This window comes from Hymenobacter sp. DG25A, assembly GCF_001280305.1.
GTDB lineage: Bacteria > Bacteroidota > Bacteroidia > Cytophagales > Hymenobacteraceae > Hymenobacter.
On the sequence record NZ_CP012623.1, the window covers coordinates 455,429 to 481,828 of the forward strand.

At 57.4% G+C, this 26,400-nt stretch carries 25 protein-coding genes; 9 read left to right on the forward strand and 16 right to left on the reverse strand.

Features of this window, described 5'->3' with window-relative positions; all coding sequences use genetic code 11:
- Positions 1 to 52: 52 nt before the first annotated feature.
- The 4 genes from AM218_RS01940 to AM218_RS01955 all read right to left on the reverse strand — a co-directional run bounded on the left by AM218_RS01940 (position 53) and on the right by AM218_RS01955 (position 3,596).
- On the reverse strand, positions 53 to 625 hold the full coding sequence (locus AM218_RS01940; RefSeq protein WP_082318025.1) for a DUF4252 domain-containing protein: 573 nt from the start codon (positions 623 to 625) through the stop codon (positions 53 to 55).
- 53 nt (positions 626 to 678) lie between these two features.
- Entirely contained in the window at positions 679 to 2,187 is a 1,509-nt protein-coding gene (locus AM218_RS01945) for a hypothetical protein (protein ID WP_054411351.1), read from the reverse strand.
- A gap of 92 nt (positions 2,188 to 2,279) precedes the next feature.
- Positions 2,280 to 2,690: an EVE domain-containing protein gene (locus AM218_RS01950; protein WP_316937426.1), complete on the reverse strand. Its 411-nt coding sequence runs from the start codon at positions 2,688 to 2,690 to the stop codon at positions 2,280 to 2,282.
- A 552-nt stretch (positions 2,691 to 3,242) separates the two neighbouring features.
- Positions 3,243 to 3,596: a hypothetical protein gene (locus AM218_RS01955; protein WP_231717522.1), complete on the reverse strand. Its 354-nt coding sequence runs from the start codon at positions 3,594 to 3,596 to the stop codon at positions 3,243 to 3,245.
- Positions 3,597 to 3,764: 168 nt separating this feature from the next.
- Here AM218_RS01955 and AM218_RS01960 point away from each other — a divergent pair, with 168 nt between their 5' ends.
- The 4 genes from AM218_RS01960 to AM218_RS01975 all read left to right on the forward strand — a co-directional run bounded on the left by AM218_RS01960 (position 3,765) and on the right by AM218_RS01975 (position 7,441).
- Complete coding sequence (locus AM218_RS01960; RefSeq protein WP_054411356.1) at positions 3,765 to 5,516, forward strand: DNA polymerase/3'-5' exonuclease PolX; 1,752 nt, start codon at positions 3,765 to 3,767, stop codon at positions 5,514 to 5,516.
- A 4-nt stretch (positions 5,517 to 5,520) separates the two neighbouring features.
- Positions 5,521 to 6,543 (forward strand): glycosyltransferase family 9 protein, encoded by a 1,023-nt coding sequence (locus AM218_RS01965; RefSeq protein WP_054411358.1) that lies wholly within the window; start codon positions 5,521 to 5,523, stop codon positions 6,541 to 6,543.
- A 69-nt stretch (positions 6,544 to 6,612) separates the two neighbouring features.
- A complete protein-coding gene (locus AM218_RS01970; protein ID WP_054411360.1) occupies positions 6,613 to 6,924 on the forward strand; it encodes a hypothetical protein in 312 nt (103 codons plus the stop codon).
- 10 nt (positions 6,925 to 6,934) lie between these two features.
- Entirely contained in the window at positions 6,935 to 7,441 is a 507-nt protein-coding gene (locus AM218_RS01975; RefSeq protein WP_071843667.1) for an OsmC family protein, read from the forward strand.
- Positions 7,442 to 7,600: 159 nt separating this feature from the next.
- Here AM218_RS01975 and serS read toward each other — a convergent pair whose 3' ends face one another.
- Positions 7,601 to 8,875 (reverse strand): serine--tRNA ligase, encoded by a 1,275-nt coding sequence (gene serS / locus AM218_RS01980; RefSeq protein WP_054411363.1) that lies wholly within the window; start codon positions 8,873 to 8,875, stop codon positions 7,601 to 7,603.
- A gap of 404 nt (positions 8,876 to 9,279) precedes the next feature.
- Between serS and rho the strand changes: the two genes are divergently transcribed.
- Entirely contained in the window at positions 9,280 to 11,331 is a 2,052-nt protein-coding gene (gene rho / locus AM218_RS01985; RefSeq protein ID WP_054411365.1) for a transcription termination factor Rho, read from the forward strand.
- 137 nt (positions 11,332 to 11,468) lie between these two features.
- On the forward strand, positions 11,469 to 12,143 hold the full coding sequence (locus AM218_RS01990) for a DsbA family protein (RefSeq protein WP_054411368.1): 675 nt from the start codon (positions 11,469 to 11,471) through the stop codon (positions 12,141 to 12,143).
- 15 nt (positions 12,144 to 12,158) lie between these two features.
- Here AM218_RS01990 and AM218_RS01995 read toward each other — a convergent pair whose 3' ends face one another.
- From AM218_RS01995 to AM218_RS02005, 3 genes are all read right to left on the reverse strand, one after another.
- Positions 12,159 to 12,764, reverse strand: coding sequence for a hypothetical protein (locus AM218_RS01995; protein ID WP_054411371.1), 606 nt, complete (start codon positions 12,762 to 12,764; stop codon positions 12,159 to 12,161).
- Between the two features lie 102 nt (positions 12,765 to 12,866).
- Complete coding sequence (locus AM218_RS02000; protein ID WP_054411374.1) at positions 12,867 to 13,763, reverse strand: UbiA family prenyltransferase; 897 nt, start codon at positions 13,761 to 13,763, stop codon at positions 12,867 to 12,869.
- Between the two features lie 30 nt (positions 13,764 to 13,793).
- Positions 13,794 to 14,579, reverse strand: coding sequence for a class I SAM-dependent methyltransferase (locus tag AM218_RS02005; RefSeq protein ID WP_157547474.1), 786 nt, complete (start codon positions 14,577 to 14,579; stop codon positions 13,794 to 13,796).
- Positions 14,580 to 14,748: 169 nt separating this feature from the next.
- Here AM218_RS02005 and AM218_RS02010 point away from each other — a divergent pair, with 169 nt between their 5' ends.
- Positions 14,749 to 17,121: a transglycosylase domain-containing protein gene (locus AM218_RS02010; protein ID WP_231717523.1), complete on the forward strand. Its 2,373-nt coding sequence runs from the start codon at positions 14,749 to 14,751 to the stop codon at positions 17,119 to 17,121.
- A 101-nt stretch (positions 17,122 to 17,222) separates the two neighbouring features.
- Here the strand turns inward: AM218_RS02010 and AM218_RS02015 are convergent, their stop codons facing one another.
- The 3 genes from AM218_RS02015 to AM218_RS02025 all read right to left on the reverse strand — a co-directional run bounded on the left by AM218_RS02015 (position 17,223) and on the right by AM218_RS02025 (position 19,283).
- Positions 17,223 to 18,161, reverse strand: coding sequence for a TIGR01777 family oxidoreductase (locus AM218_RS02015; RefSeq protein ID WP_054411380.1), 939 nt, complete (start codon positions 18,159 to 18,161; stop codon positions 17,223 to 17,225).
- 65 nt (positions 18,162 to 18,226) lie between these two features.
- The gene (gene folE / locus AM218_RS02020; RefSeq protein ID WP_054411383.1) at positions 18,227 to 18,883 is read right to left on the reverse strand and encodes a GTP cyclohydrolase I FolE; all 657 of its coding nucleotides are present in this window, start codon (positions 18,881 to 18,883) and stop codon (positions 18,227 to 18,229) included.
- On the reverse strand, positions 18,876 to 19,283 hold the full coding sequence (locus AM218_RS02025; RefSeq protein WP_054411386.1) for a 6-pyruvoyl trahydropterin synthase family protein: 408 nt from the start codon (positions 19,281 to 19,283) through the stop codon (positions 18,876 to 18,878). Before AM218_RS02025 ends, folE begins: the two co-directional genes overlap by 8 nt.
- Before the next feature lie 259 nt (positions 19,284 to 19,542).
- Here AM218_RS02025 and AM218_RS02030 point away from each other — a divergent pair, with 259 nt between their 5' ends.
- Complete coding sequence (locus tag AM218_RS02030; RefSeq protein WP_157547475.1) at positions 19,543 to 20,250, forward strand: hypothetical protein; 708 nt, start codon at positions 19,543 to 19,545, stop codon at positions 20,248 to 20,250.
- Between the two features lie 86 nt (positions 20,251 to 20,336).
- Here the strand turns inward: AM218_RS02030 and AM218_RS02035 are convergent, their stop codons facing one another.
- The gene (locus AM218_RS02035; RefSeq protein WP_054411393.1) at positions 20,337 to 20,900 is read right to left on the reverse strand and encodes an inorganic diphosphatase; all 564 of its coding nucleotides are present in this window, start codon (positions 20,898 to 20,900) and stop codon (positions 20,337 to 20,339) included.
- 28 nt (positions 20,901 to 20,928) lie between these two features.
- Positions 20,929 to 23,940 carry a M1 family metallopeptidase gene (locus AM218_RS02040; protein ID WP_157547476.1) on the reverse strand — a complete coding sequence of 1,004 codons (3,012 nt, stop codon included), beginning with the start codon at positions 23,938 to 23,940 and terminating at the stop codon, positions 20,929 to 20,931.
- Positions 23,941 to 24,078: 138 nt separating this feature from the next.
- On the opposite strand from AM218_RS02040, the gene AM218_RS02045 reads away from it, so the two are divergent.
- Positions 24,079 to 24,450, forward strand: a complete 372-nt coding sequence (locus AM218_RS02045) for a hypothetical protein (RefSeq protein ID WP_054411398.1) — start codon at positions 24,079 to 24,081, stop codon at positions 24,448 to 24,450.
- A 148-nt stretch (positions 24,451 to 24,598) separates the two neighbouring features.
- On the opposite strand, the gene rplS is transcribed toward AM218_RS02045, so the two are convergent.
- From rplS to rimM, 3 genes are all read right to left on the reverse strand, one after another.
- On the reverse strand, positions 24,599 to 24,970 hold the full coding sequence (rplS, locus tag AM218_RS02050; protein ID WP_054411401.1) for a 50S ribosomal protein L19: 372 nt from the start codon (positions 24,968 to 24,970) through the stop codon (positions 24,599 to 24,601).
- 94 nt (positions 24,971 to 25,064) lie between these two features.
- The gene (gene trmD, locus AM218_RS02055) at positions 25,065 to 25,805 is read right to left on the reverse strand and encodes a tRNA (guanosine(37)-N1)-methyltransferase TrmD (RefSeq protein WP_054411403.1); all 741 of its coding nucleotides are present in this window, start codon (positions 25,803 to 25,805) and stop codon (positions 25,065 to 25,067) included.
- 3 nt (positions 25,806 to 25,808) lie between these two features.
- Positions 25,809 to 26,390, reverse strand: coding sequence for a ribosome maturation factor RimM (gene rimM, locus AM218_RS02060; RefSeq protein ID WP_054411406.1), 582 nt, complete (start codon positions 26,388 to 26,390; stop codon positions 25,809 to 25,811).
- Between the last annotated feature and the right edge of the window lie 10 nt (positions 26,391 to 26,400).

Consider the following 26,400-nt stretch of genomic DNA (forward strand, 5'->3'; position numbering starts at 1 on the left):
GCCTTTCGGTTCACCGCTTTTTTTATGGGGTAGCGGGAGCAGATGCTTCCGGTTACTTGGCCATCTGATCTACTGCTCCCGGCAGAATTTTCAGCAGCTGCTGCAGCTGGTCCTGCGTGAAATTGCCGGATATAGCCAGCAGCACGAAGGAATCCGGCACGTTTTCAACCTTACCGGTGCCTACTACTTCCTGCACCCGGTCACCATCCTGACGGACGGAGAAATTATACTGCGTGGTAGCATCGGCAGAAGATGCTACGGGGAGTGGCTGGTAGCGCTCGTTTTTCAGCAGACCGGCTACTTCCTCATTCAGGCCCCGTTCCACTAGATTACGGGCGCTGCTGGCGGTAGGCGTGAAGGTGAGCACGCGCACACTGCGCAATGCAGCCACCGCAGCGGTAACGTCGTTTTCTCCACCCAAGCGACCCAGCTGGCCCAGCAGCAGGCGGGTAGTGAAGCTGGCTTCAATAGTCTGGGCCTTAAAGCCCGGGCGGGCTTCATACTTTCGGAAGAACTCGGCCACGGTACGGGCCGGCTTTTCGGGGCCGGCGGCCGTGCGGCAGGAGGAGGCAGAGCCCAGCAGCAGGCTCAGCAATAGCAGGAGGAGGGGGGAATAGTGGCGCATAGAGGGAAAAAAAGTTTCCCCAACATACGCATGCCCACGCAATCAGGCATCAACTACTGCTCAAAGGCGAGGCTATTCACGAAGAACACACTGCGGCTTTCGCCCTTCTCGGGGCGCACATGCTGGTAGCCATATACCAGGAACCGGCTGCCAAACCAGGGCAGAACTTCTTCCTGCTGGGTATCGCTCAGCTTCTCTTTCAGGTCACTCAGGGAACTGCGCACGGGCACCTGCAAATCATTGGGGGCGGGAGCGGTGCGGTCAATAATCTTGTAATGAATCTTATGGTCTATGATGTAGGCCAGTGCCAGGCGTCCATCGGGCAGCAGCCGCTCCCGCACCGTGGGGGCCAGCTCGTAGCTCCAGTTGTCTTTCAGGACAAAGGTGTTGTCCCAGAGTAAGTTGCCTTGCTTATCAAACCCGCAGGCTATGGCATGAGTGGTGCGGTAGCCTTCAAATTGGCGGGTATTGGAAAGCCCAAGCGAGCCACTCACATTATCATAGCGGTAGCGGGGGTAGTACACCTCAGCCACCATTATATAGCCCTGGGGAGTGGGGAGCATATCATGCATCAGGAGCCGGTAGTGCAGGCGCATGGGAACTCCCGCCGCCTTGCGCCGGGCGCCCCGTTCCCGCAGACGGGCTTCCCGCACCGGGTTCATGAAATCAAAGAAATGCTTGAAGGCCAGAAAGTCATAAAACCGCAGCGACTTGCGGGCCCCCGTGGCGGTAACGCCAGCGGTGAGGTCGGCGGCAAAAAGGCCCTGGGAGTACTGCAGGTCGCGCAGGGTGTAGGTGCCGGCCAGGATCCGGGAGGTGCTGTCGCCGGAGCTTATTTGGGCAGAAATCAGGTTTCGGTCGCTCTCCGTCTGCACAAACTCTGTGCGCAGCAGGTTGCCGTGGGGGGAAAGCTGCTTTACCTGCAGCCGGGATTTTAAGCCGTTGGTCTGCGTTAAAATCACTTCGGCGCGCTTGGTAACGGAATCGGCCAGGAAGGTAAACTGCGCCGGCAGGCTCTCATATACCGAGGGCAGGAACTGAAACTCCCCGCTTTCCGGGTTGATATGCAAAATGGTAACGTGCTGGGAAACCAGCGTGGTAACAAATACCCGGCCGGCCAGCACTTTCAGATCAAACAAGTCCCGGGAGACGCGGGTGTCAATTTTAACCAGGCGGGTTGTGCCCCGGTTGCCATCCAGATGCACCAGCAGCAGGCGGCTGGGCAGGTAGTTAGACTGAAACAGGACGTATACCTGGTTGCCCTCGGTGCCGCTCAGCACCTGCTGGTACTGCGTTTCCATCTTAATGGAATGCTGCCAGCGCTCCTGCAGTCTGGTGTTCAGCTTATGAAAGGTATAGCTGTCCTGAGGGCTCAGAAAGGCATCTTTGCGCACCAACAGTACGGCTGAGCTATCGGGAAGGGGGAATACGCTTACATCACTGTTGCCGGGGGTAATGGCCAGCTCAAACCGGGCGGGCTGCACGGGTGCCTGGCCCCAGGCGCGCGGGGTGCTGCCTCCCAGCACCACCAGGAAACAACAGGTATAGAACAAGTAGCGCATAGGCTGAAATATAAAAGCAGGATATACTCCTAATATACAACACCCCACGCAGAAATGCATCCCGGGCGGCCCGGAATTACAACTGGCAAAAATCAGCTGCCCAGCTCCAGAATAGCATCAAACTCCTCCGGCCGCAGGCCCATGACCGAAAGCCGGGACTGGCGCAACAGTCCGATGTTATTCAATCGAATATCTTGTTTAATTTGCGCAAGAGAGACCGGCTGAGCCAGGGCCTGTTGCGGACGTAGCTGAACGGCTACCCACCCGCTGTCAGGCGCGGCTGTGGCATCAGGCGCCGCAGGCTGGGCCACTTCGGCCACGCCTACCACCTGCTTGTCGGTCACGCTATGATAAAAGAGTACCAGGTCGCCGGGCTGCATTTGCTGCAGAAAGTTACGCGCCTGAAAGTTGCGTACGCCGGTCCAGTCGGTGTGGCCATCCCGGGTGAAATCAGCCCAGGAATAAGCCGCCGGTTCAGATTTGACTAGCCAAAAATTCATCATGTGTGTTGCGTAATTCGGAACTGAGGAGTTTGGGAGGAAAGGGTTGCTTTATCTAAACCCGCCGAAAGGTCGAAAAAGAATTTCGACCTCCTCTCTTACTTCAGCGGACCTGCGAGCTACCCACCTGCCATCGAGCCACCACCCCGGTACCCATGGCAGGGTCTCCCAAACTCCTCAATTCCCAATATCAAGGAACACGCTGCACACGCAATTCTTCTATAGTCTTAGCCGGGAACAAATTGCCTGCGCACAGGCTGCCTGTTCTCAGAGGTAAGAGGCCCTGTTACCGCCGGAGGTTGCATGAGGCAATAAAAAATATTCCCCGGCTCTCTTAATTCAACCGCAAAGGCTGGGTTTTGATAAACTAAGTATTTGATAACAAGTTTTTTGTGGGGATATAATGCTGGCCCTGTTGAAGCGAAATAATATTGGCTGAACGGGTGAAAGCCGCTGACTTATTAGGCAGCGGCAAGCAGAGAAGGACAGAAAAAGGAAGGAATGGTGCGCGGTGCGCGACCCTTACTGCCGGGTTGCCAGCAGTAGATGTTGGGTTTACTCTACCCGGCGCACTTTCAATAGTCCGGGTTCCAGGGAAACAATTTCCAGCGTATAGTCGGGCTGGGAGTGGTCCTCCAGGGAAATATGAAGCGTATTTTCTTTTACTGCCTGCCACTGGCCTTTATGCCCTTCCAGGCCATCGGTGGGGGCAATATCATATTGGGTAAACAGGCCGTTGTGCTCAAAGGCCATGCCCGTACGGCCCCGCGAAGGAGGAAAAGCAAACGTGTTGGGCCGGTAGACGTGCACATTGCCCTGGTCTTCCTCATGCGCGTGCAGCCACGTCTGCTCCAGCAGCTGCAGCTCCGGGTTGCCGCGGCGCGGATCCGGGGTGCAGGTATTAGCCATCAGAAGCAGGCAAAGGCACGCAAGCAAGGAGAATAGACGCATAAGAGCAGGAAGCAAAGGCAGAGGAACCGGAACAGCAGTAAACGAAAGTACGACTTTGACAGTGGCTTTCCCGTACTTTTACGGTCCCTCGGGTTTACTGATTCATTCCTTTAGCGCTGCTACTTCGTGGATAACCGTGCTCTTATTCGTGCCTTCCGGCTGGCCGCCCAGCTCATGGAGCTGCACGACGAAAATCCTTTTAAGATTCGTGCCTATGAAGGCACCGCCACTGCGCTGGAGCAGCTGAGCTTTCCGGTAGCGGATATAGAGCGCACCGGCCTGCCCGACCGCACCGGCCTCTCCAAAACCGCCGCCGCCCGCGTAGCCGAAATGCTGGATACCGGCTCGTTTGAGGAGCTCACGCGCCTGCTCAGCATCACGCCTCCCGGCGTAGTAGAGCTGCTGAAGGTGAAAGGCATCGGCCCTAAAAAAATCAGGGCCCTGTGGCGGGAGCTGGGCATTGAAAGCCCCCAGCAGCTGCGCGAGGCTGCCGAGCGCGACGAGGTAAGCAAGCTCAAGGGCTTCGGCAAGAAAACCCAGGAAACCATTCTGGCGGCGCTGGAATTCACCCAGCAAAGCCAGGGTAAACTGCTCTACCCCCAGGCCGAGCAGCTGGCCGACGAGCTGGCCGCGCAGCTGCGCACGGCCCTGCATACGGAGCAGGTAGCCGTAGCCGGGGAAGTGCGTCGCCGTCTGGAAATAGTAGAAAATGTGCAGCTGATAGCCGCTACCGATAAGCCCTGGAAAGCGCATCAGGTGCTCGATAAGCTGGAAGGCCTCGTGCCCGACCCGGCGCAGTCGGGTCCGTTTGCGTGGCGGGGCACCACCGCCGCTTCCGGGGTGCGGGTGGAAGTGCTGCTTACGTCCAAAGAAGATTTTACGAAGGAGCTTTTTCTGCATTCCGCTAATGAAGCCCACTTGTCAGAAGCCCTGCCCGGTACCGCGCCGGGGCAGCCAGCCTCGCTGCGGCAGCTGATCAATAAGGAGCGGTTTTATCAGGAAGCCGCCATCTATGAAAAGGCCGGCCTGCAGTACGTAGAGCCCGAAATGCGGGAAGGCCTGGGCGAATTGGCCCTGGCCAAAGAACATAAGCTGCCCAAACTCCTGGAGGAAAAGGACCTGCGCGGCTCCCTGCACAACCACAGCACTTATTCCGACGGCGCCCACTCCCTGCGGGAAATGGCCACCTTCCTGCGCGATAAAGGCTATGAGTACCTCGGTATCTGCGACCATTCGCAGGCCGCGCATTACGCCAATGGCCTCAGCCCGGAGCGGGTGCGCCAGCAGCACCGCGAAATAGACCAGCTCAATCAGGAGCTGGCGCCCTTCCGCATTTTTAAAGGGATTGAGAGTGATATTCTGAGCGACGGCGCCCTGGATTATCCGCCTACCGTGCTCAATACATTCGATTTCATAGTGGCCTCCGTGCACAGCAACCTGCGCATGGACGAGCAAAAGGCTACCACGCGCCTGTTGCGGGCTATTGAAAACCCTTATACCACCATGCTGGGCCATCCCACCGGCCGCCTGCTGCTGCGCCGCGAAGGGTACCCCATCAACCATAAAGCCATTATTGATGCCTGTGCCGCGCACGGGGTCATCATCGAAATCAACTCCAACCCCTGGCGGCTGGATCTGGACTGGCGCTGGGTACATTACGCGCTGGAGAAAGGCGTGCAGCTCAGCATCAACCCCGATGCCCACCACACCGATGGCTACGCCGATATGCGCTACGGCGTGATGATGGGCCGCAAGGGCGGGCTCACTAAGGAAATGACTTTCAATGCGAAATCAATGGAAGAAGTAGCTGCTTACTTTGCCAAGCGCAAGGCGGGCATTAAGGCACCGCTGGAGTTCAAGGATTCCCTGTTTGGGTAGGCGCATGAAAATTCTGGTGCTGCGCTTTTCTTCCATCGGGGATATTGTGCTGACTACGCCCGTGGTGCGGGCCATTAAGCAGCAGGTGCCCGGGGCTGAGGTGCACTTTGCCACCAAGCCCGGCTACCGCAGCCTGCTGGAGGCCAACCCCTACGTGGATAAGGCGCACTACCTCAACAGCTCTCTCCGCGAACTGGTGCAGGAGCTGCGCGTCGAGCAGTTTGATTTCATCGTGGACCTGCACAATAACCTGCGCACCAGCCTGATCAAGCTGCAGTTGGGTGTAAAATCAGCGGCATTTGATAAGCTGAACTGGCAGAAATGGCTGCTGGTCAATCTGAAAATCAACACGCTGCCGCAGGTGCATATTGTGGACCGCTACCTAGCGGCCGCCGCGCCGCTGGGGGTACACAATGATGGGCAGGGGCTGGACTATTTTATTCCCGCTGAAGCGGAAGTAAGCCTGACCACGCTGCCGGCCGCTTTTCAGCAGGGGTATGTAGCCTTTGCCATTGGAGCACAGCACGCCACCAAGCGCCTGCCGGTAGAGCGCATTATAGAACTGTGTGCCTTGCTGCGCCAGCCGGTTGTGCTGCTGGGCGGGCCCGAAGACGCCGCCAATGGGCAACTGGTGGAAGCGCATTTCTCGAACCGTGACGCGGAGAAAAGCCAGTCCCGAATTCTAAACGCCTGCGGCCAGTATTCGTTGAACCAATCGGCCTCTCTGGTACGGCAGGCGCAGTTTGTTATCAGCCACGATACCGGGCTGATGCATATTGCCGCGGCTTTTCAGAAGGAGATTTACAGTGTGTGGGGCAACACGGTGCCCGCCTTCGGCATGTATCCGTACCGCACCAAATACCATATACTGGAGGTGCCGGGGCTGGAGTGCCGGCCGTGCTCCAAAATTGGGTATGAAAAATGCCCGCGCGGCCATTTCAAGTGCATGCGTGATATTCAGTTTGAACCGTTTTTCCCTGCGGCTCCGGCAGCAGCGGCGCCGGCTTCTCAAAACCGCGTGGGGTAGCTGCTGGCCGGGCGGCAAAAGAGGAGAAAAGCTGCTATCTTAAGGGGGTATCCTCCAAGCAATCAGGCCATGGCTGCACCACACTATGATACCGTTTTACAGGCCGTGCGCGACCTGCAAAAACGAGGCTACCAGGTAGACTTCAATATTCAGGATGGTCACTTGGTATGCTCAGGGCTGAACCTGCGGCTGCATCCGGAGCAGTTCCAGGTGCGGGAGTTTCATCGGTTTGAAGGCAATTCTGACCCCGGTGATGAAGACATTGTATATGCCATAGAGTCGGAGGAGGGTGTGAAGGGCTTGCTGGTTAGTGCCTTTGGCCCTTATTCTGAGCCGGAAAATGATGCTTTAATGCGCAAACTGCAGATGCCCCGTGCCTGAGCCCCTACCCATGACCCCGCCTGAATTTACCGTGCTGGTGCACGTACGAGCCACCGCTCTGCTGGCCGATGTGCGCGCCGGCCGCCATACCTTTTTCGTGGATGAGCCGGTAGAAGTGGGCGGCCAGGATACAGGACCCACGCCGTATGATATGCTGTTATCGGCGCTGGGTACGTGTACGGCCATTACGTTGCGCGTGTACGCCAACCAAAAGAAGTGGCCCCTGGAAACCATAGAAATACGGCTGCGCCATCAGCGGGTGCATGAGCAGGATTGTGAGCATAGTGAGGAGCCTGGCTATATGTTGGATGAAGTGCACAAGGAAGTCCGGCTGTTGGGGCCACTTACCGCTACGCAGCGGCAGCGCCTGCAATTGGTTTCCGAAAAGTGCCCCGTACAGAAAACCCTTACCAGCGGTACCCTGCGCATTATAACCACGGTGCTGGATGATGAAAAATCAGAAAGCACCGCCATGCAAAGTGACCTGCCTGCTTCCGGCGCATCAACCATCCGTTGAAGCCCACTGAAAATGACATTCTGCACGCACCTGTCAGCGTTAGGAACCTTGGTGCTATGTAGATGAGCAAAATGGCAGAGTACTAAGGCTCCTGCTGACATACAAAAAGCCCCCGATGCCAGCTGGCACCAGGGGCTTTTTGTAAAGGAATAAGACTGACTAGCCAATCTGGCTGAAGCCGCAGTAGCTATGCAGCACCGCCGGGAGCTTAATGCCTTCTTCCGTCTGGTTGTTTTCCAGCAGGGCCGCCACAATGCGGGGCAGGGCCAGGGCCGAGCCGTTCAGCGTGTGCAGCAGCTGCATCTTGCCGTTTTCGGCGCGGTAGCGCAGCTTCAGGCGGTTGGCCTGGTAGGTTTCGAAGTTAGACGCGGAGCTTACTTCCAGCCAGCGCTGCTGGGCGGCGCTCCACACTTCCAGGTCATAAGTAAGGGCGGAGGTAAAGCTCATGTCGCCGCCGCAGAGGCGCAGCACGCGGTAGGGGAGCTCCAGCTTCTGCAGCAGGCCTTCAATGTGGGCCAGCATTTCCTCCAGAATGGCGTAGCTCTGGTCGGGGTGAGCTATCTGCACTATTTCCACCTTATCAAACTGGTGCAGACGGTTGAGGCCGCGCACGTGGGCACCCCAAGAGCCAGCCTCGCGGCGGAAACAGGGCGTGTAGCCGGCATTGCGGATGGGCAGCCGCTCCGGCGCAATAATCTCGTCGCGGTAAAGGTTAGTAATGGGCACCTCCGCCGTCGGAATCAGGTACAGGTCGTCGGCGGTGGCGTGGTACATCTGGCCTTCCTTATCAGGCAGCTGGCCGGTGCCGAAGCCGGAAGCCTCGTTGACCAGAATAGGCGGCTGAATTTCGGTGTAGCCGGCTTCGCGGGCTTCATCCAGAAAGAAGTTGATAAGGGCACGCTGCAAACGGGCCCCCTGGCCTTTGTACACGGGGAAGCCGGCGCCGGTAATCTTATTGCCCAGCGCAAAGTCTATGATGTCGTACTGCTCAATTAGCTCCCAGTGGGGCTTGGCCGAGGCGGGCAGGTCCGGCTTCTGGCCCACCTCGCGCAATACTTCATTCTCCTCCGGCGTGCGGCCTTCGGGTACGCTGCTGTGGGGCAGGTTAGGCAGTTTATACAGGATTTGCTGCAGCTCTTTTTCTACCTCCGCCAGCTCCTCGCTGTGAGCTTTGGTCTGCTGCTTCAACTCGGCGGTGCGGGCTTTCAGCGTTTCAGCCTCGGCTTTGTTGCCGGACTTCATCAGGCCACCAATCTGGCGGGCCAGCTCGTTGGCTTCGGCCTGGGCCTGGTCGTGACCGGTCTGCAGATCCTTGCGGCGCTGGTCCAGCGCCAGAATGGCCTGCACATCGGCTTCGGCGGTTGTATAGTGTTTTTTAGCCAGCCCGGCCAGCACCGCTTCGGGGTGCTCTTTCAGAACGGAAACTTGCAGCATAAGGCAGAAAACGCGAATTGGAACAGGACAAAAGTAGGGAGAACAACCGGATACGCGGGCTTTTCACTATCTTCCCCTGGGAGTAGTCCGCCGTCTGTTCTGCTAATCGATAGATAGGGCAAGGATAGGGGCTAAAATTCCGATATCCAATTTGGTAGTTCAAGCGTATTACGCTAACATTGCGCTAATAAGCCGGTAGCTGATGCCGGGCCCGCGGGTACTTTTTTTGCTGTGCGTACGGTCCGTTTTTTGCCAGCACCTTCCCGTTTATAAAATCCACCCTTCGTTTAGACTTTCCAGTAGTTGCGCGCCGTCTCACGGCCGGCCGTTGGTGCCTCCGATTGGTTTGTGCTGTCCGGTTCACGACGTTGCGCCGCGCGTTTCCCCCCCTTCCAGTTTACTCTATGTACACTATTGACGAGTTAAAAGACCGCCTGCTTTCTGAGCTTAAAGAAATTGCTGAAGAGTTGAAGGTTGGAAACTTTAAGAAACTCAGCAAGCAGGATCTAGTCTATAAGATTCTAGATCAGCAAGCTGTAACGCCGCTGGAGCAACTCCCGCAAAAGACCAAGCCAAGCAGCCCAAAAGCAAGCAAAAGTGCTCCTGCCGCAGTTGTGGCAGCAGAAGTAGAGGAAGCCCCGGCCGCTATGCAGCCGGTAGAAGCGCCCGCCGTAGAGGCTGTTTCCGGCACGGAATCTACCAATGAAGCCACTCAGATTGATGCCACCGTTCGCCCCATTAAGCCCTACCAGCGGCCGGAGCGCCGGGCTCGTGGGCAAGAGCGCGCCCCGCGTGGTGTGCAGGCCCTCAATGGTGACTTGGTTCCTGTAGATGCCGTGGCTCTGGACGTGCCGGATTCCGTTGTGCTGCCGGAAGCTCCGGCTGTAGTATCGGCTCCGGCTGAGCCGGCCGCCGAAACATTGGTAACAGAGGTAGTAGAAGCCCCGGCAGTAGCCGCCGTAGCGCCAGCAGCACCGGGGATTCCTATGCCTTCGCCGGGCGCGGTGATTATTCCCCAGCCTGGCCGCGGCGACCGGCTGCGCGATGTTCCCCGCGACCGGGACCGGGGCCGTGACCAGCAGCAGGGCCCCCGCGAGTTCCGCACCGATGCCCCGCGTGGAGAATTCTCCCGCGAGGCTACCCGTGAGCAGCGCCCCTTGCGCGACGATCAGCAGCCACGCCCCCTGCGCGACCGGGAGCAGCGCGACCAGCAGCGCCGCGAAGACCGGTTTGCCCGGGACCAGCAGCGCCGCGAGGAGCGCAACCGCCCGGTAGGAGAGGTAGCCGCTCCGGGCCAGGCCCCCAGCCCAAACCAGCCTCAGCGCACCCGTCCCGATTTCGATATCACCATCCCGGGTGAAGGTACCCTGGAAATGATGCCCGATGGTGGCTACGGCTTCCTGCGCAGTCCTTTCTATAACTACCTCGCCTCGCCCGATGATATTTACGTGGCCCCGCAGCAGGTAAAGCAGTTTGCCCTGAAAGCCGGCGACACGGTGAAATGCACCATTCGTCCGCCCCGCGAAGGTGAAAAATACTACGCGCTGGTGAGCGTGGAGCTGGTCAATGGCCGCACAGTAGATGAAGTGCGGGACCGGGTACCGTTCAACCACCTCACGCCGCTTTTTGCTGAGGAGCGCCTGAAGCTTTCCACGAAATCCAACCAGTATAGCACCCGCATTCTGGACCTGTTTGCGCCCATCGGCAAAGGCCAGCGTGGTTTGATTGTGGCCCAGCCCAAAACTGGTAAAACGGTGTTGCTGCAGGAAATTGCCAACGCCATTTCCGAGAATCACCCCGAAGTTTATCTCATTATTCTGCTGATTGATGAGCGCCCGGAAGAAGTAACGGATATGGCCCGCTCGGTAAAAGCCGAGGTGCTCAGCTCCACCTTCGACGAAACCGCCGACCGCCACGTGAAAATTGCCAGCATTGCGCTGGATAAGGCCAAGCGCCTGGTAGAATGCGGCCACGATGTGGTAATTCTGCTGGACTCCATTACCCGCCTGGCCCGAGCCTATAACACGGTGCAGCCGGCTTCCGGTAAAATCCTCTCGGGTGGTGTTGATGCCAACGCCCTGCACAAGCCTAAGCGCTTCTTTGGCGCGGCCCGCAACGTGGAAGACGGCGGCTCGCTCACCATCATTGCCACGGCCCTGATTGATACCGGCTCTAAAATGGACGAGGTAATCTTCGAGGAATTCAAAGGCACCGGCAACATGGAACTGCAACTGGACCGCAAGCTGGCCAACCGCCGCATCTTCCCCGCCATCGATGTACCTGCTTCCGGCACCCGCCGCGAAGACCTGCTGATGAGCAAAGACGAGCTCAGCCGCATCTGGGTACTCCGCAAGTTCATGTCGGACATGACGCCCGCCGAGGCCATGGAATTCCTGAAGGACCGGATGAAAGGCACCCGCGACAACGACGAGTTCCTGGTGTCCATGAATGGCTAACGGTAATTCATTTCACTACAGCAAAGGGCCCGTATGCTAGCATACGGGCCCTTTGCTGTAGTGAAAATTCTTAAATATAGATTTAGCCTGAACGTGCAATAGCAAAACGTGCAGGCCAATACGTACCAGTCTGAACCATGGAAGCAACTATTCCTGATCTGCCCGAACTGCTTTACCTCTATGACCCGCTGTGTGGGTGGTGTTACGGCACTACGCCCGTCATCCAGCAGATTCAGCAGGACTTTTTGGGCCGTCTGCAGGTTTCGGTTTTGAGCGGCGGCATGCTGACCGGAGAGCAGGCAGGGCCTATTGGCGAAGAGTGGCCCGCTATCCGGTCGGCCGCGCGTCAGATAGAGCAGGCTACCGGGGTTGCGTTTGGGGCGGCGTTTTGGCAGGTAGGCGAGGAAGGCAAACGGGTGCAGGATTCGGAGCCACCAAGCCGGGCACTATCGGTGTTTCGGCAGCTGGCCCCTGCGCAACAGCCCCTTGATTTTGCCCATGCCCTGCAGCTGGCCTGGTTTCAGGAAGGACAGGATATGAACGACCCGAAAACCTATGAGGCCTTAGTTGGCCGGTTTGGGCTGGATGTGCCGGAGTTTAGAAGGCGCTTTGAAGACCCGCAAACTGCCCAGACTGTGCGCCAGGAGTTTGCCGCCATTGCCCGTATGGGCATTCAGGGATTTCCAACGATACTCTTGCGGGAAGGGAATCAAGGGTACGTAGTGGCCCGCGGCTACCAGCCTTATGCAGTTTTGGCCGAAGGAGTAGAGCAGGCTTTGCAACAGGCCGCCGAAGAATCGGGTAAGAATTAGGCTGCCCGACCCCGGCTAGCCGCCATAGCTGGCAACCTGCACTACCTGCTGGCGCATAGGCGACCAGGCAATTTTGCGACGGTCTTCCTTGCCCAGAAGATAAACAAAGCCTACAGCGTCCTTACGGCTGTGTAATTCCTGCCAGGCTGCCTGGTCCAGGGTGGTGCCGGGCTGGTAGGTATCCCGGGGGCCAATAGCCGGCTGTACAAAGTTTTTGTCGGCAAAAAACTCCTGCAGCCGCTTGCGCACATAGGCTTCGCGCTCAGCCGGGGTAGCCGTTGGGGTTTTCATCTCATACACCATAGCCGCTTCCAGATCGGAAACCGGAAACGTTTCGCGGAATATGACCCGGTTATCGGCTCCGCTGGCAATGGTAAAGGTTAGCTCGCCGGTAAGCAGCGTTTTACCCCGTAGCACCAACGTAAACTTATCGGGCTTTCCCACCTGAGAAAACTCGTGTAGCTTCTGTACCTGTTGTAGTGTATCAGCCTGAGCAGTCACGCCAAGAGGCCGCAGCGTATCCATCGGTTCCGTAGCAGCCGTTTGTGCGGCACTGGCGGAAGGCTTTTCCGCGGTTTCTAATTGCTCCTTGGTGGGGCCCTTACAGGCACCTAGGGTCATCAAGCTACTAATTATCAACAGAGAGAGTAAGAGCCGCATAGCAGTAGGAGGGTAGGTGAAGCCCTTCATACGGACGCAATTATTCTCCTGTTGAATTTCGACTTAAAAGCGCAGCAAGTGGTAATGCCGGAAAAGCAGCATGGCCACAAAAGCTGCGCTGAGGCACAGGGAAGATACCTGGTTCATGCGCATCGTATGCTCAAAGTCGGCGGCGGCGGGGTTGCGCCATACCTGCCATACCCAGCGGCTGAACAGCCAGACCACCGGGCCGGTAGCTACCAGGAAAAGCAGCAGGTTCTGGGTTTCCTCGCGCTTAATGTAAGCAGCGGCCAATACTGCGGCGCCGGCCAGCAGCCCCAGAGCGGCAAACACAAAAGTACCCCGTATCCCCAGCAGCAGGCTCAGAGTCTGGTCGCCGCGCTGGCGGTCTTCCTGGTGCTGATACACCTGCGTGAGCGGGTAGGAGCCACACAGAAAGAGGGTGCTGACCAGGGCCAGCAGCAGGTTGTCGGGGGCCTGGATGGCCGCCGCCGGTGCGCCAACGCCTACCTGCGTCATCAGGAAAGTGAAAGCCCCCTGAAATAACACCACCACCAGCGTGCTGATGATAGGGTATTTTTTCAGCCGGATACCTTCGTAGCTGTAGGCCTTCGAGATAAGCAGATACACCGCCACCCAGCCTGCAAATGCTACCGACAGCAGGCTGGCGCCCACAATGGCCAGCACATCAAACAGCCAGACCAGGTGCAGCAGCTCAGGTGCCACTTTGGGCGGCTGGCGGAGGCCGCCGATGCTGCCTTCGTCCCGGTCGTAATAGGAATTGTAGCCGTTGGAGGCTGGATAGGCCAGCACGTGCAGCACCACAAACACGCCCACCGCCCGCCACAGGCTTAAGGGCTCGCGCAAGGCGCTCAGCCCAAACCAGAATACGGGCATCAGATAAACAGAAAACGGAATGCGCAGCAGTGGGAAAACGCGGCGGTAAGCGGCAAAGGCCATATAAGCTCGAACAGATAACAGGAAAAAAGGCTAAACGGGCCAGCCCACCAGATACGTAACCTCCGGTCCCCAGCTATGCCGCACCTTACCGGCCCGCCACTGAAACCGGCCGGCCGGATCGGCCTGGTGGGCCAGCGCCAGCAGGGCATCGGGGGGGTACATGCGCAGAATGGAAACCGTGCCGTCCCAGATGGTACACAAGGGAATCAGAGGAATCAGGTAGGTAAACACGAGCCGGCTAAGGCGAAACGGCAGGATAAAGGGGGTGATGAGCAGCTGCGCGATGGGCAGAACCGTCCAGGCCAGCAGTATTTCCAGCCAGTGCTTGCCGGCGCCTTCAAACACGCCAATACCGGTTCCCTGGCGCACGGCATCGGCCAGAATAGCCTCGGCTACGGCAGGAGGGAAGTGGTGGAAAGCAGAGAAAACGGTGCGGAAGCCCGTTAGCGCGGCCGGAACGTGGGTGGCATCAATGGCCGTGGGCTGGTAGCGCAGGCCACCTTGGGTTCGCTCTTGCAGCAGCTCCCAGGCCGCTGGCTGGGGGTACAAATCAGTAAGGGTGATATTTAGATCAGGCTGGCCGCTGGTGCGCAGGGTTTGTAGAATGCCTTCAGTGCCACCTCCGGCGCCAGCGCAAAGCTCTACAATGTGCTGCTGCCCGGTTTTTTGTAAGGCTTCCTGCAGCAAAGGCACAATGGGCTGATAGGTGCGCAGCAGGCTTATCATGAAGCGCAGATAATCCATCATTCCGGCCCGGACCGGGGCCGGAAACCAGGGTAAATCCTCAAATTCGAATAGCTGAAGGCGAAGGCGCACGGGCAGAGAAAAGCTGAACAGGCAAATAACGGATTCCCGCGCACATTGAACGCGCTGACTACCTTACGGCCGTTCCGCAGAGTTAGCGCACCGCTGAGCCGCTGCTAACTGGTATATTTGCTTTCCCAACGTCAGGCATTGGTTCTGTCTTGGTCCCAACACGCGCTGCATGTCCGCTTCCAATTCGTCTAAATCCCCTGCTCAAACAGTTCCCCGGCGGCGCTGGCCCAATATTCTGACCCGTGCTATCTGGGGTGCGTTTGTGGTCGGGCTGGGGGTGTTTCTGCTGTATCCTATTCTGGTCAGTACCAACTTTCTGTTCCTTTTTGGCAAGTCGCCGAGCCTGGAGGAGTTGGAAAACCCCAAAGTGGAGCAAGCCTCGGAGCTGTATACTTCTGATGGGGTAATGATAGGCCGGTACTTTCGCGAAAACCGCGTGCCCGTGCCCTACAGCAAAATGTCGCCCATGCTCGTGAAGGCCCTCATTGCCACCGAGGACGTGCGCTACTATAAGCACTCCGGCATTGATGCCCAGGCACTGCTGGGAACAGTATATGCCGTGGTGCAGGGAGATAAGCGTGGGGGCAGCACCATTACGCAGCAGTTGGCCAAAAACCTGTACAAAACCCGCCGCGGCGAAACGCGCGGACTGCTGGGCTATATTCCGGTTGTAAGCACCGTCATCAGCAAAACCAAGGAATGGCTGACGGCTGTGGAGCTGGAAAAGCGCTACACCAAGGAAGAAATTCTGCGGATGTACCTCAATACCGTGGACTACGGCTCCAGCTCCTTCGGCATTAAAGTAGCCGCCAAAACGTTCTTCAGCACCTCGCCCGATAGCCTCAAGCCCGAAGAAGCAGCCATGCTGATCGGGGCCGTAAATGCACCTACTACCTACAATGCCCGCTTTCACCCCGAGGCCGCCCTGCGCCGCCGCAATCTGGTGCTGGAGCGCATGGGCCAGGCTGGCTACCTCTCCGCTGATAGTGTAAAAATGCTGCAGCAGCGGCCCATTTCGCTACGATACCAGGTAGAGCGGCACGTAGACGGGCCGGAAAATTATTTCCGCGGGGCTGTGAGTCAGTTTGTAAATAAATGGTGCGAGAAGAACGGCTACGATATGTACCGCGACGGCCTAAAGATTTACACCACCATCGACTCCCGCATGCAGGCCCACGCCGAAGAGGCCCTGCAGAGCCGCATGAAGGCCCTGCAGCGCTCCTTCGATAACTTCTGGCGCAACCGGGGCTCCAACCCCTGGGTGGATGAGGATGGCAAGGAGATTCCCAACTTCATCGAAAACCAGATGAAGCGCACCGACCAGTACAAGCTACTGGCCGCCCGCTACAAAGGCCGCCCTGATCTGCTGGACTCCGCCCTGCACCACAAGCGCCCCATGAAGGTATTTACCTGGAAGGGCGACGGTGACACCACGCTGGTGCTTTCCCCGCTCGACTCGCTGGCGTACTACAAGCACTTCCTGCACGCGGGCATGATGACCATGGACCCCTTCAGCGGGCACGTGAAGGCTTGGGTGGGCGGCATCAACTTCCGCTTCTTTAAGTACGACCACGTGAAGCAGGGCAAGCGCCAGGCCGGCTCCACTTTCAAGCCCTTCGTGTATCTCACCGCCATTGATAATGGCTACTCGCCCTGCGACCGTATCCGGGACCAGCACGTGACCATCAAGTACGTGGAAAACGGCCAGGACATGGAGTGGAAGCCCGATAACGTAACGCGCGAGTACACCGGCATCAACATGACGTTACGTACCGCCATGGCCCGTTCCATTAACTCCGTCACAGCTCAGCTAACAGAATTGGTGGGCTGGGAAAACGTGGTAAAATATGCCCATAAAGTGGGTATACAAAGCACGTTGCTGCCCGTGCCCAGCATAGGCCTGGGCTCGGCCGGTGATGTGAATGTGTATGAGATGGTGGGGGCTTACAGCACCTTCGTGAATACCGGCTTCCGCACCGAGCCCATGTACATTACGCGCATCGAGGACCGCAACGGCAACGTCATCAAGCAGTTTGACCCCGTGCAGAAACGCGTGATTCCGGCCGAAACGGCCTGGCTGATGCTCTATATGCTGCGCGGCGGCATGGACGAGCCCGGTGGAACCTCGCAGGGGCTTTGGGATTATGAGCTCTGGAAAAAGAACAACCAGATAGGCGGCAAAACCGGTACCACCTCCAACTATTCCGATGGCTGGTACATGGGCGTCACCAAAGACCTGGTAACCGGCGTGTGGGTGGGCGGCGAAGACCGCAGCATCCACTTCTTCCGCTCGCAACAGGGCGAAGGCGGCCGCATGGCCCTGCCCATCTTTGGCACCTACATGGAAAAGCTCTACCAGGACCGGAACCTGGACATCACCATGGGACCTTTCCCCAAGCCTACCGTCAAGATTTCCAAGAAGTACGTTTGCTATACCGAGGAGCCCCGCCCCAAACGCGCCGAGCCGGTGGACAGCATTGTGGTAGACAACCTGCTGGAGCAAATAAACAGCGGGGCAGTGGCCGTGCCGGATAGCTTATAGGCAGCAGCTTCCGCAAAAGCAAAAAGCCCTGGACGTTGAGCTAACGTCCGGGGCTTTTTAATTCTAGTTGGATGGGCGGCTAAAGATTTTCAGCCGGGAATCTATTCATCCTCGCCGTAAAACGACTCCAGGGCTTCATGCAGATGCGGGTACTCAAAAGTGAAGCCTTCGTGCAGGATTTTCTCCGCGCTAACCCGCTGCGAGGCCAGCACAATTTCACTCATTTCGCCCATCATCAGCTTCAGGCCAAACTCGGGCACTTTGGGCAGCACCAGCGGCCGGTGCATGACGTCGGCCAGCATCTGGGTGAATTCCTTGTTGCGCACCGGGTTAGGCGCTACGGCATTGTAGGTGCCCTCCCAATGGCCTTCCTCCATCATCTGAATAATCAGGCGGCAAAGGTCATCTAGGTGAATCCAGGACATAAACTGCTGGCCCGAGCCCAGCGGCGCGCCGGCCATGAGCTTCACGGGCCGGGCCATAGACGGCAGGGCACCGCCCTGGTCGCTTAGCACAATGCCAATGCGCGAAATAACGGTCCGCACGCCCAGCGTAGCCGCCTGCTCGGCGGCCAGTTCCCACTGGTGGGCCACATCAGCCAGAAAGTCTTTGGAAGAGGCCGGGGGCGTTTCTTCGTTTACAATTTTGTCGCCGGCATCACCATAGATACCAATAGCAGAGGCGGAGATAAATGCCCGCACATGGTTGGGCCGCTCGCGCAGCTCCCGTACCAGCAGGTTGGTGCCGCCCAGGCGGCTTTCCATAATATCGCGCTTGCGCTCATCCGTCCACTTTCCATCCGAAACGCTGGAGCCGGCCAGATTAATGATATAGTCGGCGTAGGGAACGGCGGCTTCGTCGATGGTTTTGGCGCGCAAATCCCAGCGGAAGCGCCGGTAGTGCGAGGCGCCGCTCTGGCGACTCACATGGGCCACGTCATAGCCCGCGTCAATCAGCATTTCGCTTAGGCGCGTGCCAATCAGACCAGTGCCGCCCGCAATGAGAACTTTGCGGGCCGATTCATTTGTGCTATTAGGCATGGGCCGGAAGCTGGGTAGGAAATTGGGCGCGCAAGCTACAACCAAAAACCTACTTGGCGTATTTCTTATTTACCGATGAGACGCAGAAACTCAGTCCGATAGTGTTCCTGCTGCAAGAAAATGCCGGAGTATTCGGCCGTAATGGTGCTGCTGCTGGTATCGTTCACCCCCCGGCTCATCACGCACAAGTGGTCGGCTTCAATCAGCACCGCCACATCATTGGTATGCAGGGCGTGCTTTAGCTCCTCGGCAATCTGGCGCGTGAGGCGCTCCTGCACCTGGGGGCGGCGCGCATAGTACTGCACTACGCGGTTCAGCTTAGACAGACCCACCACCTTCTCTCCCGGCATGTACGCCACGTGTGCCTTCCCAATGATGGGCACAAAGTGGTGCTCACAGCAGGAAAACAGCGTAATGTCGCGCTCTACCAGCATTTGGTGGTAGTGGTAGCGGTTTTCAAACAGCCGCACCTCCGGCTGGTGCTCCGGGTTAAGCCCCCGGAACCACTCCTGCACATACATTTTAGCTACCCGCCGCGGCGTACCGCTCAGGCTGTCGTCGGTCAGATCAAGCCCCAGAAGGGTCATGATTTCCCGAAAATGGGGTTCAATGGCGGCAATTTTCTCCTGATCGGACAGCGCGAAGGCATCAGGCCGCAGCGGAGTCCGCAGGTCTAAAGGCAGGTGGGCGTCGGCCTCATGGCCGGGCACGGAGTTATCCATGGTATTCAACAAAGTTGCGCTCGGTCTCGAACAGGGTGACCGATAAGCCCAGGGGGGCTGCCAGGTGCGGACGTAGGCGTTGCCAGATGACCACGGCCATATTTTCGGCCGTTGGAATCAGGCTGCGGAAATCAGCAATATCCAGGTTCAAATTTCGGTGGTCAAAGGTATCCAGAATCTCGCTTTTAATCAGGGAGCTCAGGCGCTTCATGTCATACACGTAGCCCGTGTCCGGATCTATCTCACCGGTTACGCGCACCACCAGTTCGTAATTGTGCCCGTGGTAATTCACATTGGCACAAGGGCCAAATACCTCCGCATTGCGCTCATCCGTCCAGGCCGGATTGTACAATCGGTGGGCTGCATTAAAGTGCTCTTTTCGGCAAACGGTAACTTTCATAGTCGCCTTTTAACTCCTAGAGGTTGCTAATGTTTGGACAAGAGAGAAGAATTTATGGCGTTAAACGCTAGGATTCTTTGATTAATGTAATGTATAAAAGATATGATTGTGTTTATATAATAAAATCAACAAAATGTAAAAAAAAGAGAAGGGTGGCAGAAGGAAATGCCTAACCTATGGTTAAATTTGATGAGTCGGTTTGCCTCCACTGGCTCCACCCTAACCTATTGCATTTAACTACTTTTCAACACTCTCATCTATGAAACCAGGCATACTCTTAACCCTGCTGTTGATGTTTGTACTGACGGTGACTGGCTATGCTCAGAAGTCGCCGGTGGACGAAACGGAAATGGCTATCAAAGGCATCCCGCGTAAAGGCCAGCGGGTAACCATTCAGCTCGACAGCAAGCGGGTTGAGGATTCATGGCAAAAATGGATTACCGAGAAAATCGGTAAGGTAAAAGCTGATAAAGGCGTTTACACGATGGATGGTGTAGTAGTGGAGTCGATTTCCAAGACGCCAATCCGCATTATCAGCAAAGTGGACGCTACGCCAACCGGTACTACCGTTTGGTGGTCTATTGACTTGGGCAACGCTTACCTGAGCAAAGAGGCTACCCCCGTACAGTGGAAGTCGAGCGAGCAGTACCTGAAGGATTTCGCCCGCATGCTGTACCGCGAAGATCTGGCCCTGCAGGTAGCTGAAGCCGAAAAGGCACTGGTAGCTTCGCAGAACAACCACAACACGGTTATTGCCAAGTCCGACGCCATCCGTAAGGACATCGAGAAGAACAAGGTGAAGAAACTGGAAATTCAGCAGCAGCTGGTGCAGAACGCTGCCGAACTGCAGCAGTACAACAACCAGATTGACATGAACCTGAAAGAGCAGGAAGCGGCCCGCGCCGATATTGTTAACATGCGTGTGGCTCTGGAAGCCGTGAAAGAGCGCATGAACAAAATCGAGTAGTCGTTTCGCAACGCCTTTCTCTTATATAAAAAGCCCCGTCAGCTATCTGCCGGGGCTTTCTATTTGTGCTTGATACTGATTGTGATTTACATAGCGCCTTTCACAGCCTGCTCTGCCGCCCGTTCATCTTTCCAGCTTACTATTCGGATTTCGCCGGCCCGGCCCTGGTGCTGAAACCACTGGCGCACCATTTCCCGCACGCTAGGATAGTTCGTCGTTAGGTCTTGCCAGGACTCCACTTTGGGCAAAATCTGCTGACTGGGGCGGGCAGGAGTGGCTATGACAATATTCTTCATCGTGCCATTGTCATCAATAGTAAGCAGCGCCAAGGGTAACACCTCCAGTACAGTGCCCTGCGGCTGGGTTTCTGCCAGCACTAAGGCCTGCATGGGCAATTCTGACCCCGCCGGCCGGGTGCCGGGAATAAAGCCCTGGTTGCCCGGGCAGGGAAGGAACTCTACTACTTGCTCCAAGCCTGCGCGGTGCACCGCCCGAAACTGCTGCGTAGCCGGATCAAAGTACTGCAGATGGTTGGTGCCGGCTGGTACCTCTACTACAACCTGTAACAGCTTGCGCTCCGCAGAGAAAGTAGGCAGCTGGGCATAGTCCGTGCCGCAGCTGCTGGCAGAGCCCAGGAGCCCTGCCAGCAACAGTACGGAAAGCAGGCGTTTGCCCGCCCTATTTGGCCAATTGCTCATCCAGAATCCGGAAGGGGTTCAGGCTTTCCAGATGGAAGACAAACCGAATGTTATCGGTGAAGTCTTTACGGCTGCCGGGCAAACCATTTTCAAACTGTGAGCCCGCCACCGGCAGGTAGAACTGAAGCCGGTTTCCGAAGAAAGGTACTACTAGGCCGGCATCGTAAAATAACCGCTGGGCCTGACGGCCTTCCGCCACTGTAACTTTGTTCTGCATGGCGCCCAGGTCTACAAAAGCCTTGAGTGGGGTAACCGGCAAATCGGCCAGGACATTCAGCGAAGCCAGCCATTTGGTGCTGGTAGCCGGCATGTAGGCCTTAAAAGCACCGTCGCGGTCATCCGTCTGGTGGCGTTGGGCAGCCAGGGCCGGGGAAATCTGCTGGCGGTCCAGGAAAGCCGTCTGGTAGCGGTAGTCGGGGCTGCCGCTCAGGCCCAGCACGTAGGGCTGCGGCACGTCGCGGTCGGCCAGCAGGGAGTCGCTGGCCTGCGCCGAAATATTGGTCAGGAAGCGCCCGCCGAACAGTCGTATTTGAATGCTCTTCTTAGGAGCATAAAATTGCTCTACGGTAGCACTGGCGCGCAGCAGGTTCGCATTCCGCTCGTCTAACTCACGGTCACGCGTGAGCTTGTTGTACTCCACATCCGCATTCCACTTCAGGCGGGCATTGCCGCCTTTCACGCCGTACTCTATGGTCTGAATGCTGCTGGTATGCTTTTCATCCTGCAGATAAATAGAGGCCGAAGCGAATTTAACGCGGTGCTGGGGTGCATCGAAGTTGGTGGCGGGCAGCAGAAAGGTAATGCTGGGCTCTATTTTGCGGTAGCGCTCAAAGCGCTGCACCAGCACTCCGGTCACAATCTGGCGGGCGTAGCGGTCGGGCAGCACGTTCACATTCAGCATGCCGATGCCGTTCAGTTCTTTCTGATTGAAGCTGTACATGGGCATGGCCACATAGCTCAGGCGCTGCAGCACGGCCGGGCTGCTGTAGAAGGCCGCACCCACCATCAGCTTATCCGAGGTGTTGGCTCCCAGCACGGGCGTAAAGTTGATGGCGGCCCGGTCCCAGCGCTGCAAGCCCAGCAGCGGCTGCAGACGAATGGGCTCTACCCGCCGGAAACTGCCCTGTGTTTTCATCCGGTCGTCGCGGCGGTTGAGTTCTGGCGTCAGGTAAGTAGGGTCGATGACCACGGCCGCTACGTTTTCGCGGCGGAAGTTCAGTTGGGTTTCATCATCCTCATCGGTTACGCCCAGTACCGGCGTCCACTGGGTTTCCAGTACGCGGCCCTGCGCATCCAGGGAGGCAACCGGCACGGCAAATGGCGCGGGCGAGTCATTGCGCACCAGCACTTTCACGGTGTCAGTGGCCTGCACGTCGCTCACGGACGCATTGTAGGTGCGAGTATTATTCAGCATATCCTGAAAAAACCAGCTCAGCTTCTGGCCCGCGGTTTCTTCAAACACGGCCTGCATATCCTCGGGGTAGGGGTGGCGGAACTGCCACCGCTGGTAGTACGCCTGCATGGCCGCATCAAATTTATCCTGCCCCAGATAGGAGGCCAGATACTTCAGCTGCGCGGGCGCGGCCATATACAGCGCTACGCCATAGTTAATGTTGGTTAGCGTGGCCGAAGGCTGGCTGGGGGCCTGGTACAGCCCACGGCTGACCATGGCCTGATAAGGAAGGTAGGAGCCGGCCTGAATGGTTTGCTGGTCAACGCCCACAGAGGAGGCCGCTTTCCTCAGGAACGGGCTGCGCATGATTTTCGCATAGATGCCGCCGGCAGTGTCCAGGGCCAGTACGCGGTGATGAAAGTAAGTATTCACGCTTTCATCCATCCATGGGTGTTCCCGCTCATTGCTGGCCAGGATGCCGTAAAACCAGTTATGGCCTACCTCGTGCACCACGGCATCAGCAGAAACCTGCGTTACCGTAATCATGGGGTATTCCATACCGGCGCCTGCACTCAGGGCGCCGTCTACGGCCGTAGCCGACGCGTATGGATATTCGCCTACCCATTTAGAGTAGTTCAGGAGGGCCTTGTCTACGTTTTCCAGCGCCTTAATCCAGCGCATACCGTCTTTGTTCAGGAACATGACCCAGGAGGTTACCTGGCGGCCTGAAGGCAGCGTGACGCCGCTCTTCAGCACGTTAAAGCGCTTGTCGGCAAACCAGGCAAAGTCGTGAACCTTGTCCTGCACGTAGCGCAGGGTTTTGGTTTCGGGGCTGGAAGCCGGGAAAGACTCATCCTTACCGAAATCCTTGTCGGTTTTTTTCAGGGCCGTGGCCGCCGCCAACTGGTCCAGCCGGGCCTGCTCATCGGCATTCTGCAGTACGCCGGTAGCGCCCACCACGTAGTTGGCGGGCAGGGTAATGCGAACATCAAACGAGCCGAAGTCGGAGTAAAACTCGCCGTTTTGCAGGTAGGGCATCTGGTGCCAGCCTTTGCGGTCGTACACGGCAGGCTTGGGGTACCATTGCGTTACCTGGTAAGACTGGCCCAGGTGACTCATGCGGGAGAAGGACTCCGGCAGCTTCACGCGGAAGGGCGTGGTAATGGTGATAGTGGCGCCCGGCGCCAGCGGCTGCGGCAGCACCAGCCGGGCTACATCGGGGTTGTTGGGGTCAACCTCCAGGCTGGTGGGCTGCCCGTTTACTTTGAAATCGAGCTGATCAATAAAGCCGCGCTGCTCGGGCTTGGCAAATTCAAACTTCAGGTCGCCGTTGCGGCGCAGCTGCTTGGCCAGGGCGGTGGTATTGTCGCGGTAGGCATTTGGCCAGAGGTGAAACCAGATAAAGGTGAGCTGGTCGGGGGAGTTGTTGGTATACTGCAGCTCTTCTTTGCCCGTGAGCATGTGCTGCTGGTCATCCAGTACTACATCAATAGAATACTTTGCCTCCTGCTGCCAATAGGCGGCCGGAGTACTGGTGGACTGAGCGTAGCTGAACAAGGGGGAAAGGGCCAGCACGCAGCCACTTAGAAATTTTCTCATATTAAAGGGGATAGGGAGAATACCGGTGCGAAAATACGCTTACTGAATTGAATTCTGCCGCACAACCTTCGCCAAGGTCCGCGCGTTTTCCTGAAGTCTGATCTTTCACGACCGCCCGGCGGTGCAACGTTCCTTTCTATGGCTTTCCAGAAAATACCTAAAGACGACACCCAGCACCAGAACCATCTGGACGGTACGGCCAAGCTGCTGGGGCAAAATCTGCAGCAGCAGGTAGATGGTGCCGGCCTCGATAACCACCTGCAAGGCTGGATTGAGGATCTGAAGCATCTAAACAACCCAGACCTGCACGAAATGGTGGTAGACCTCCAGGAGCTGAAAGCACATATGCATAGCGGAACCCTCGATAATCTGGTTATCGCGCACCTGCTACGCCGCTTGGGCAACAATACCACCCGCGCGGCCAATTTCGCCGAAAACCCAAATACCGCCGAACGGGTCCTGAAACTGGCCGATGCGCTGGTTGCGGCCGCAGATCAGCTAACCAGTTAGAATAGCTGCGCCAGACCCACAGCCCGGAAAGCGGAGAAACTTGTCAACAAGCTTCGCGAAATCGGCTTAGCCAAACCATAAAAAAAGCCCGTTCTCCAGCTGGAGAACGGGCTTTTTACTAGCTGATGCCAGGCACCAGCCAGAATACTTATGCTACTACCGTAGTGTTGCGACGCTCTTTGATACGAGCCGCTTTGCCCGACAGGCCACGCAGGTAGAACAGACGAGCACGACGTACTTTGCCGCGACGTACCATTTCAATTTTTTCGATGTTAGGCGACAGCAGCGGGAAAATACGCTCGGTGCCGATTTGGTTCGAAATCTTACGTACGGTGAAGGTTTCGCCGTTCGAGTTAGAATTCTTACGCTGGATTACCACGCCCTGGAACTGCTGAATGCGCTCCTTGTTGCCCTCACGTATTTTCACGTGCACGTTGATGGTGTCGCCGGCGGCGAAGGTGGGGAAGCTGGCGCGGCGCTCCTGGGATTCCTGGTTGATGAAGTCGAGAAGTACGCTCATGGTTTTGGAAACTATAATGGACGGCCGCGCCGTCTTGGATTTCTATTAAAGAGGCGCAAATATAGCCCTCTGATTTGGAGATTACAACCCGGAGTTAGGCTTTTTTACTGGCACCGCGGCGTGCAGGCTTAGAAGCGGGTTTTTCGGAGGCAGCAGGCTCCTCCGGAAGCAGGTCGGGGCGGCGCAAACGGGTGCGTTCTACGGCTTGCTCGTGCCGCCACTCTTCAATTTTTGGCGTGTTGCCGGAAAGCAGAATCTCCGGTACCACGTGGCCGCGCCATTCGGCGGGCCGGGTATAAATAGGCGGCGCCAGCAGGTTGTCCTGGAAAGAATCACTCAAAGCTGACTCTTCATTGCCCAGCACACCGGGCAGCAGCCGCACCACGGCATCTACCAGAATAGCGGCGCCCAACTCGCCCCCGCTCAGGACATAGTCGCCCACACTGATTTCGTGGGTGATATATTCCTGACGGATGCGCTCATCCACGCCTTTGTAGTGCCCGCAGAGAATCAGCAGGTTTTCAGTCAGGGAAAAGCGATTCACCAGCGGCTGGCGCAGGGTTTCCCCGTCGGGCGTCATATAAATCACGGCATCGTAGGAGCGCTGGGCCAGCAAACCGTCCAGGCAGGCCGCAATGGGCTCTACCCGCAACACCATGCCGGCACCGCCACCAAACACGTAATCATCAATCTGCCCGTGCTTGTTGATGGCGAAATCCCGCAACTGGTGCACATAGATTTCGGCCAGCCCTTTTTCCTTGGCCCGCTTCACAATGGAATAGGCAAAGGGGCTTTCCAGCAATTCCGGCTGACAGGTGACAATGTCGATGCGCATATACTAGGGCTCTGCCACCTCGTCGGGCTCGTCCCGCTCGCGGGAAGCCGGGGTCATGTACACATCCAGCAGGCCCTCGGGCAGCGTAACGTGCAGCTGGCGCGTTTCCTCATCGGCGTGCGACACCAGCTCGTCTACCACCGGAATCAACACTTCCTGGCCTTTGTAGCGCATGCCCATCACATCCTGCTGCGGCAGCTCATAGAACGCCTCCACAGTGCCCAGCTCACCCAGCTTTTCATCGATGACGGTGTAGCCAATGACATCGTGAAAGTAGAACTGGTCTTCGTCCAGCTCGGGCAGGTCGGCGAGGGGGCAGTAGAGTTGCCCGTTGCGCAGGGGCTCGGCTTCCTCTATGCGGTCAATGCCTTTCAGCTTGAGCAGGGCGCGGTCCTCGGTCTGGGGCTGCACCTTTTCTACAGCGTAGGCCGTGAGCTTGCCGGGGGCAGCCGGCATTTCCAGGTACACCGTTTTCAGCTTGCGGTAGTCGTCCAGGTCATCCACATCCATAAAGGCCACTACAAACCCTTTCAGGCCGTGGGGCTTTACAACGGAACCCAGCAGGTAACACTCTTCAGGCTTCATGCGAATGAGA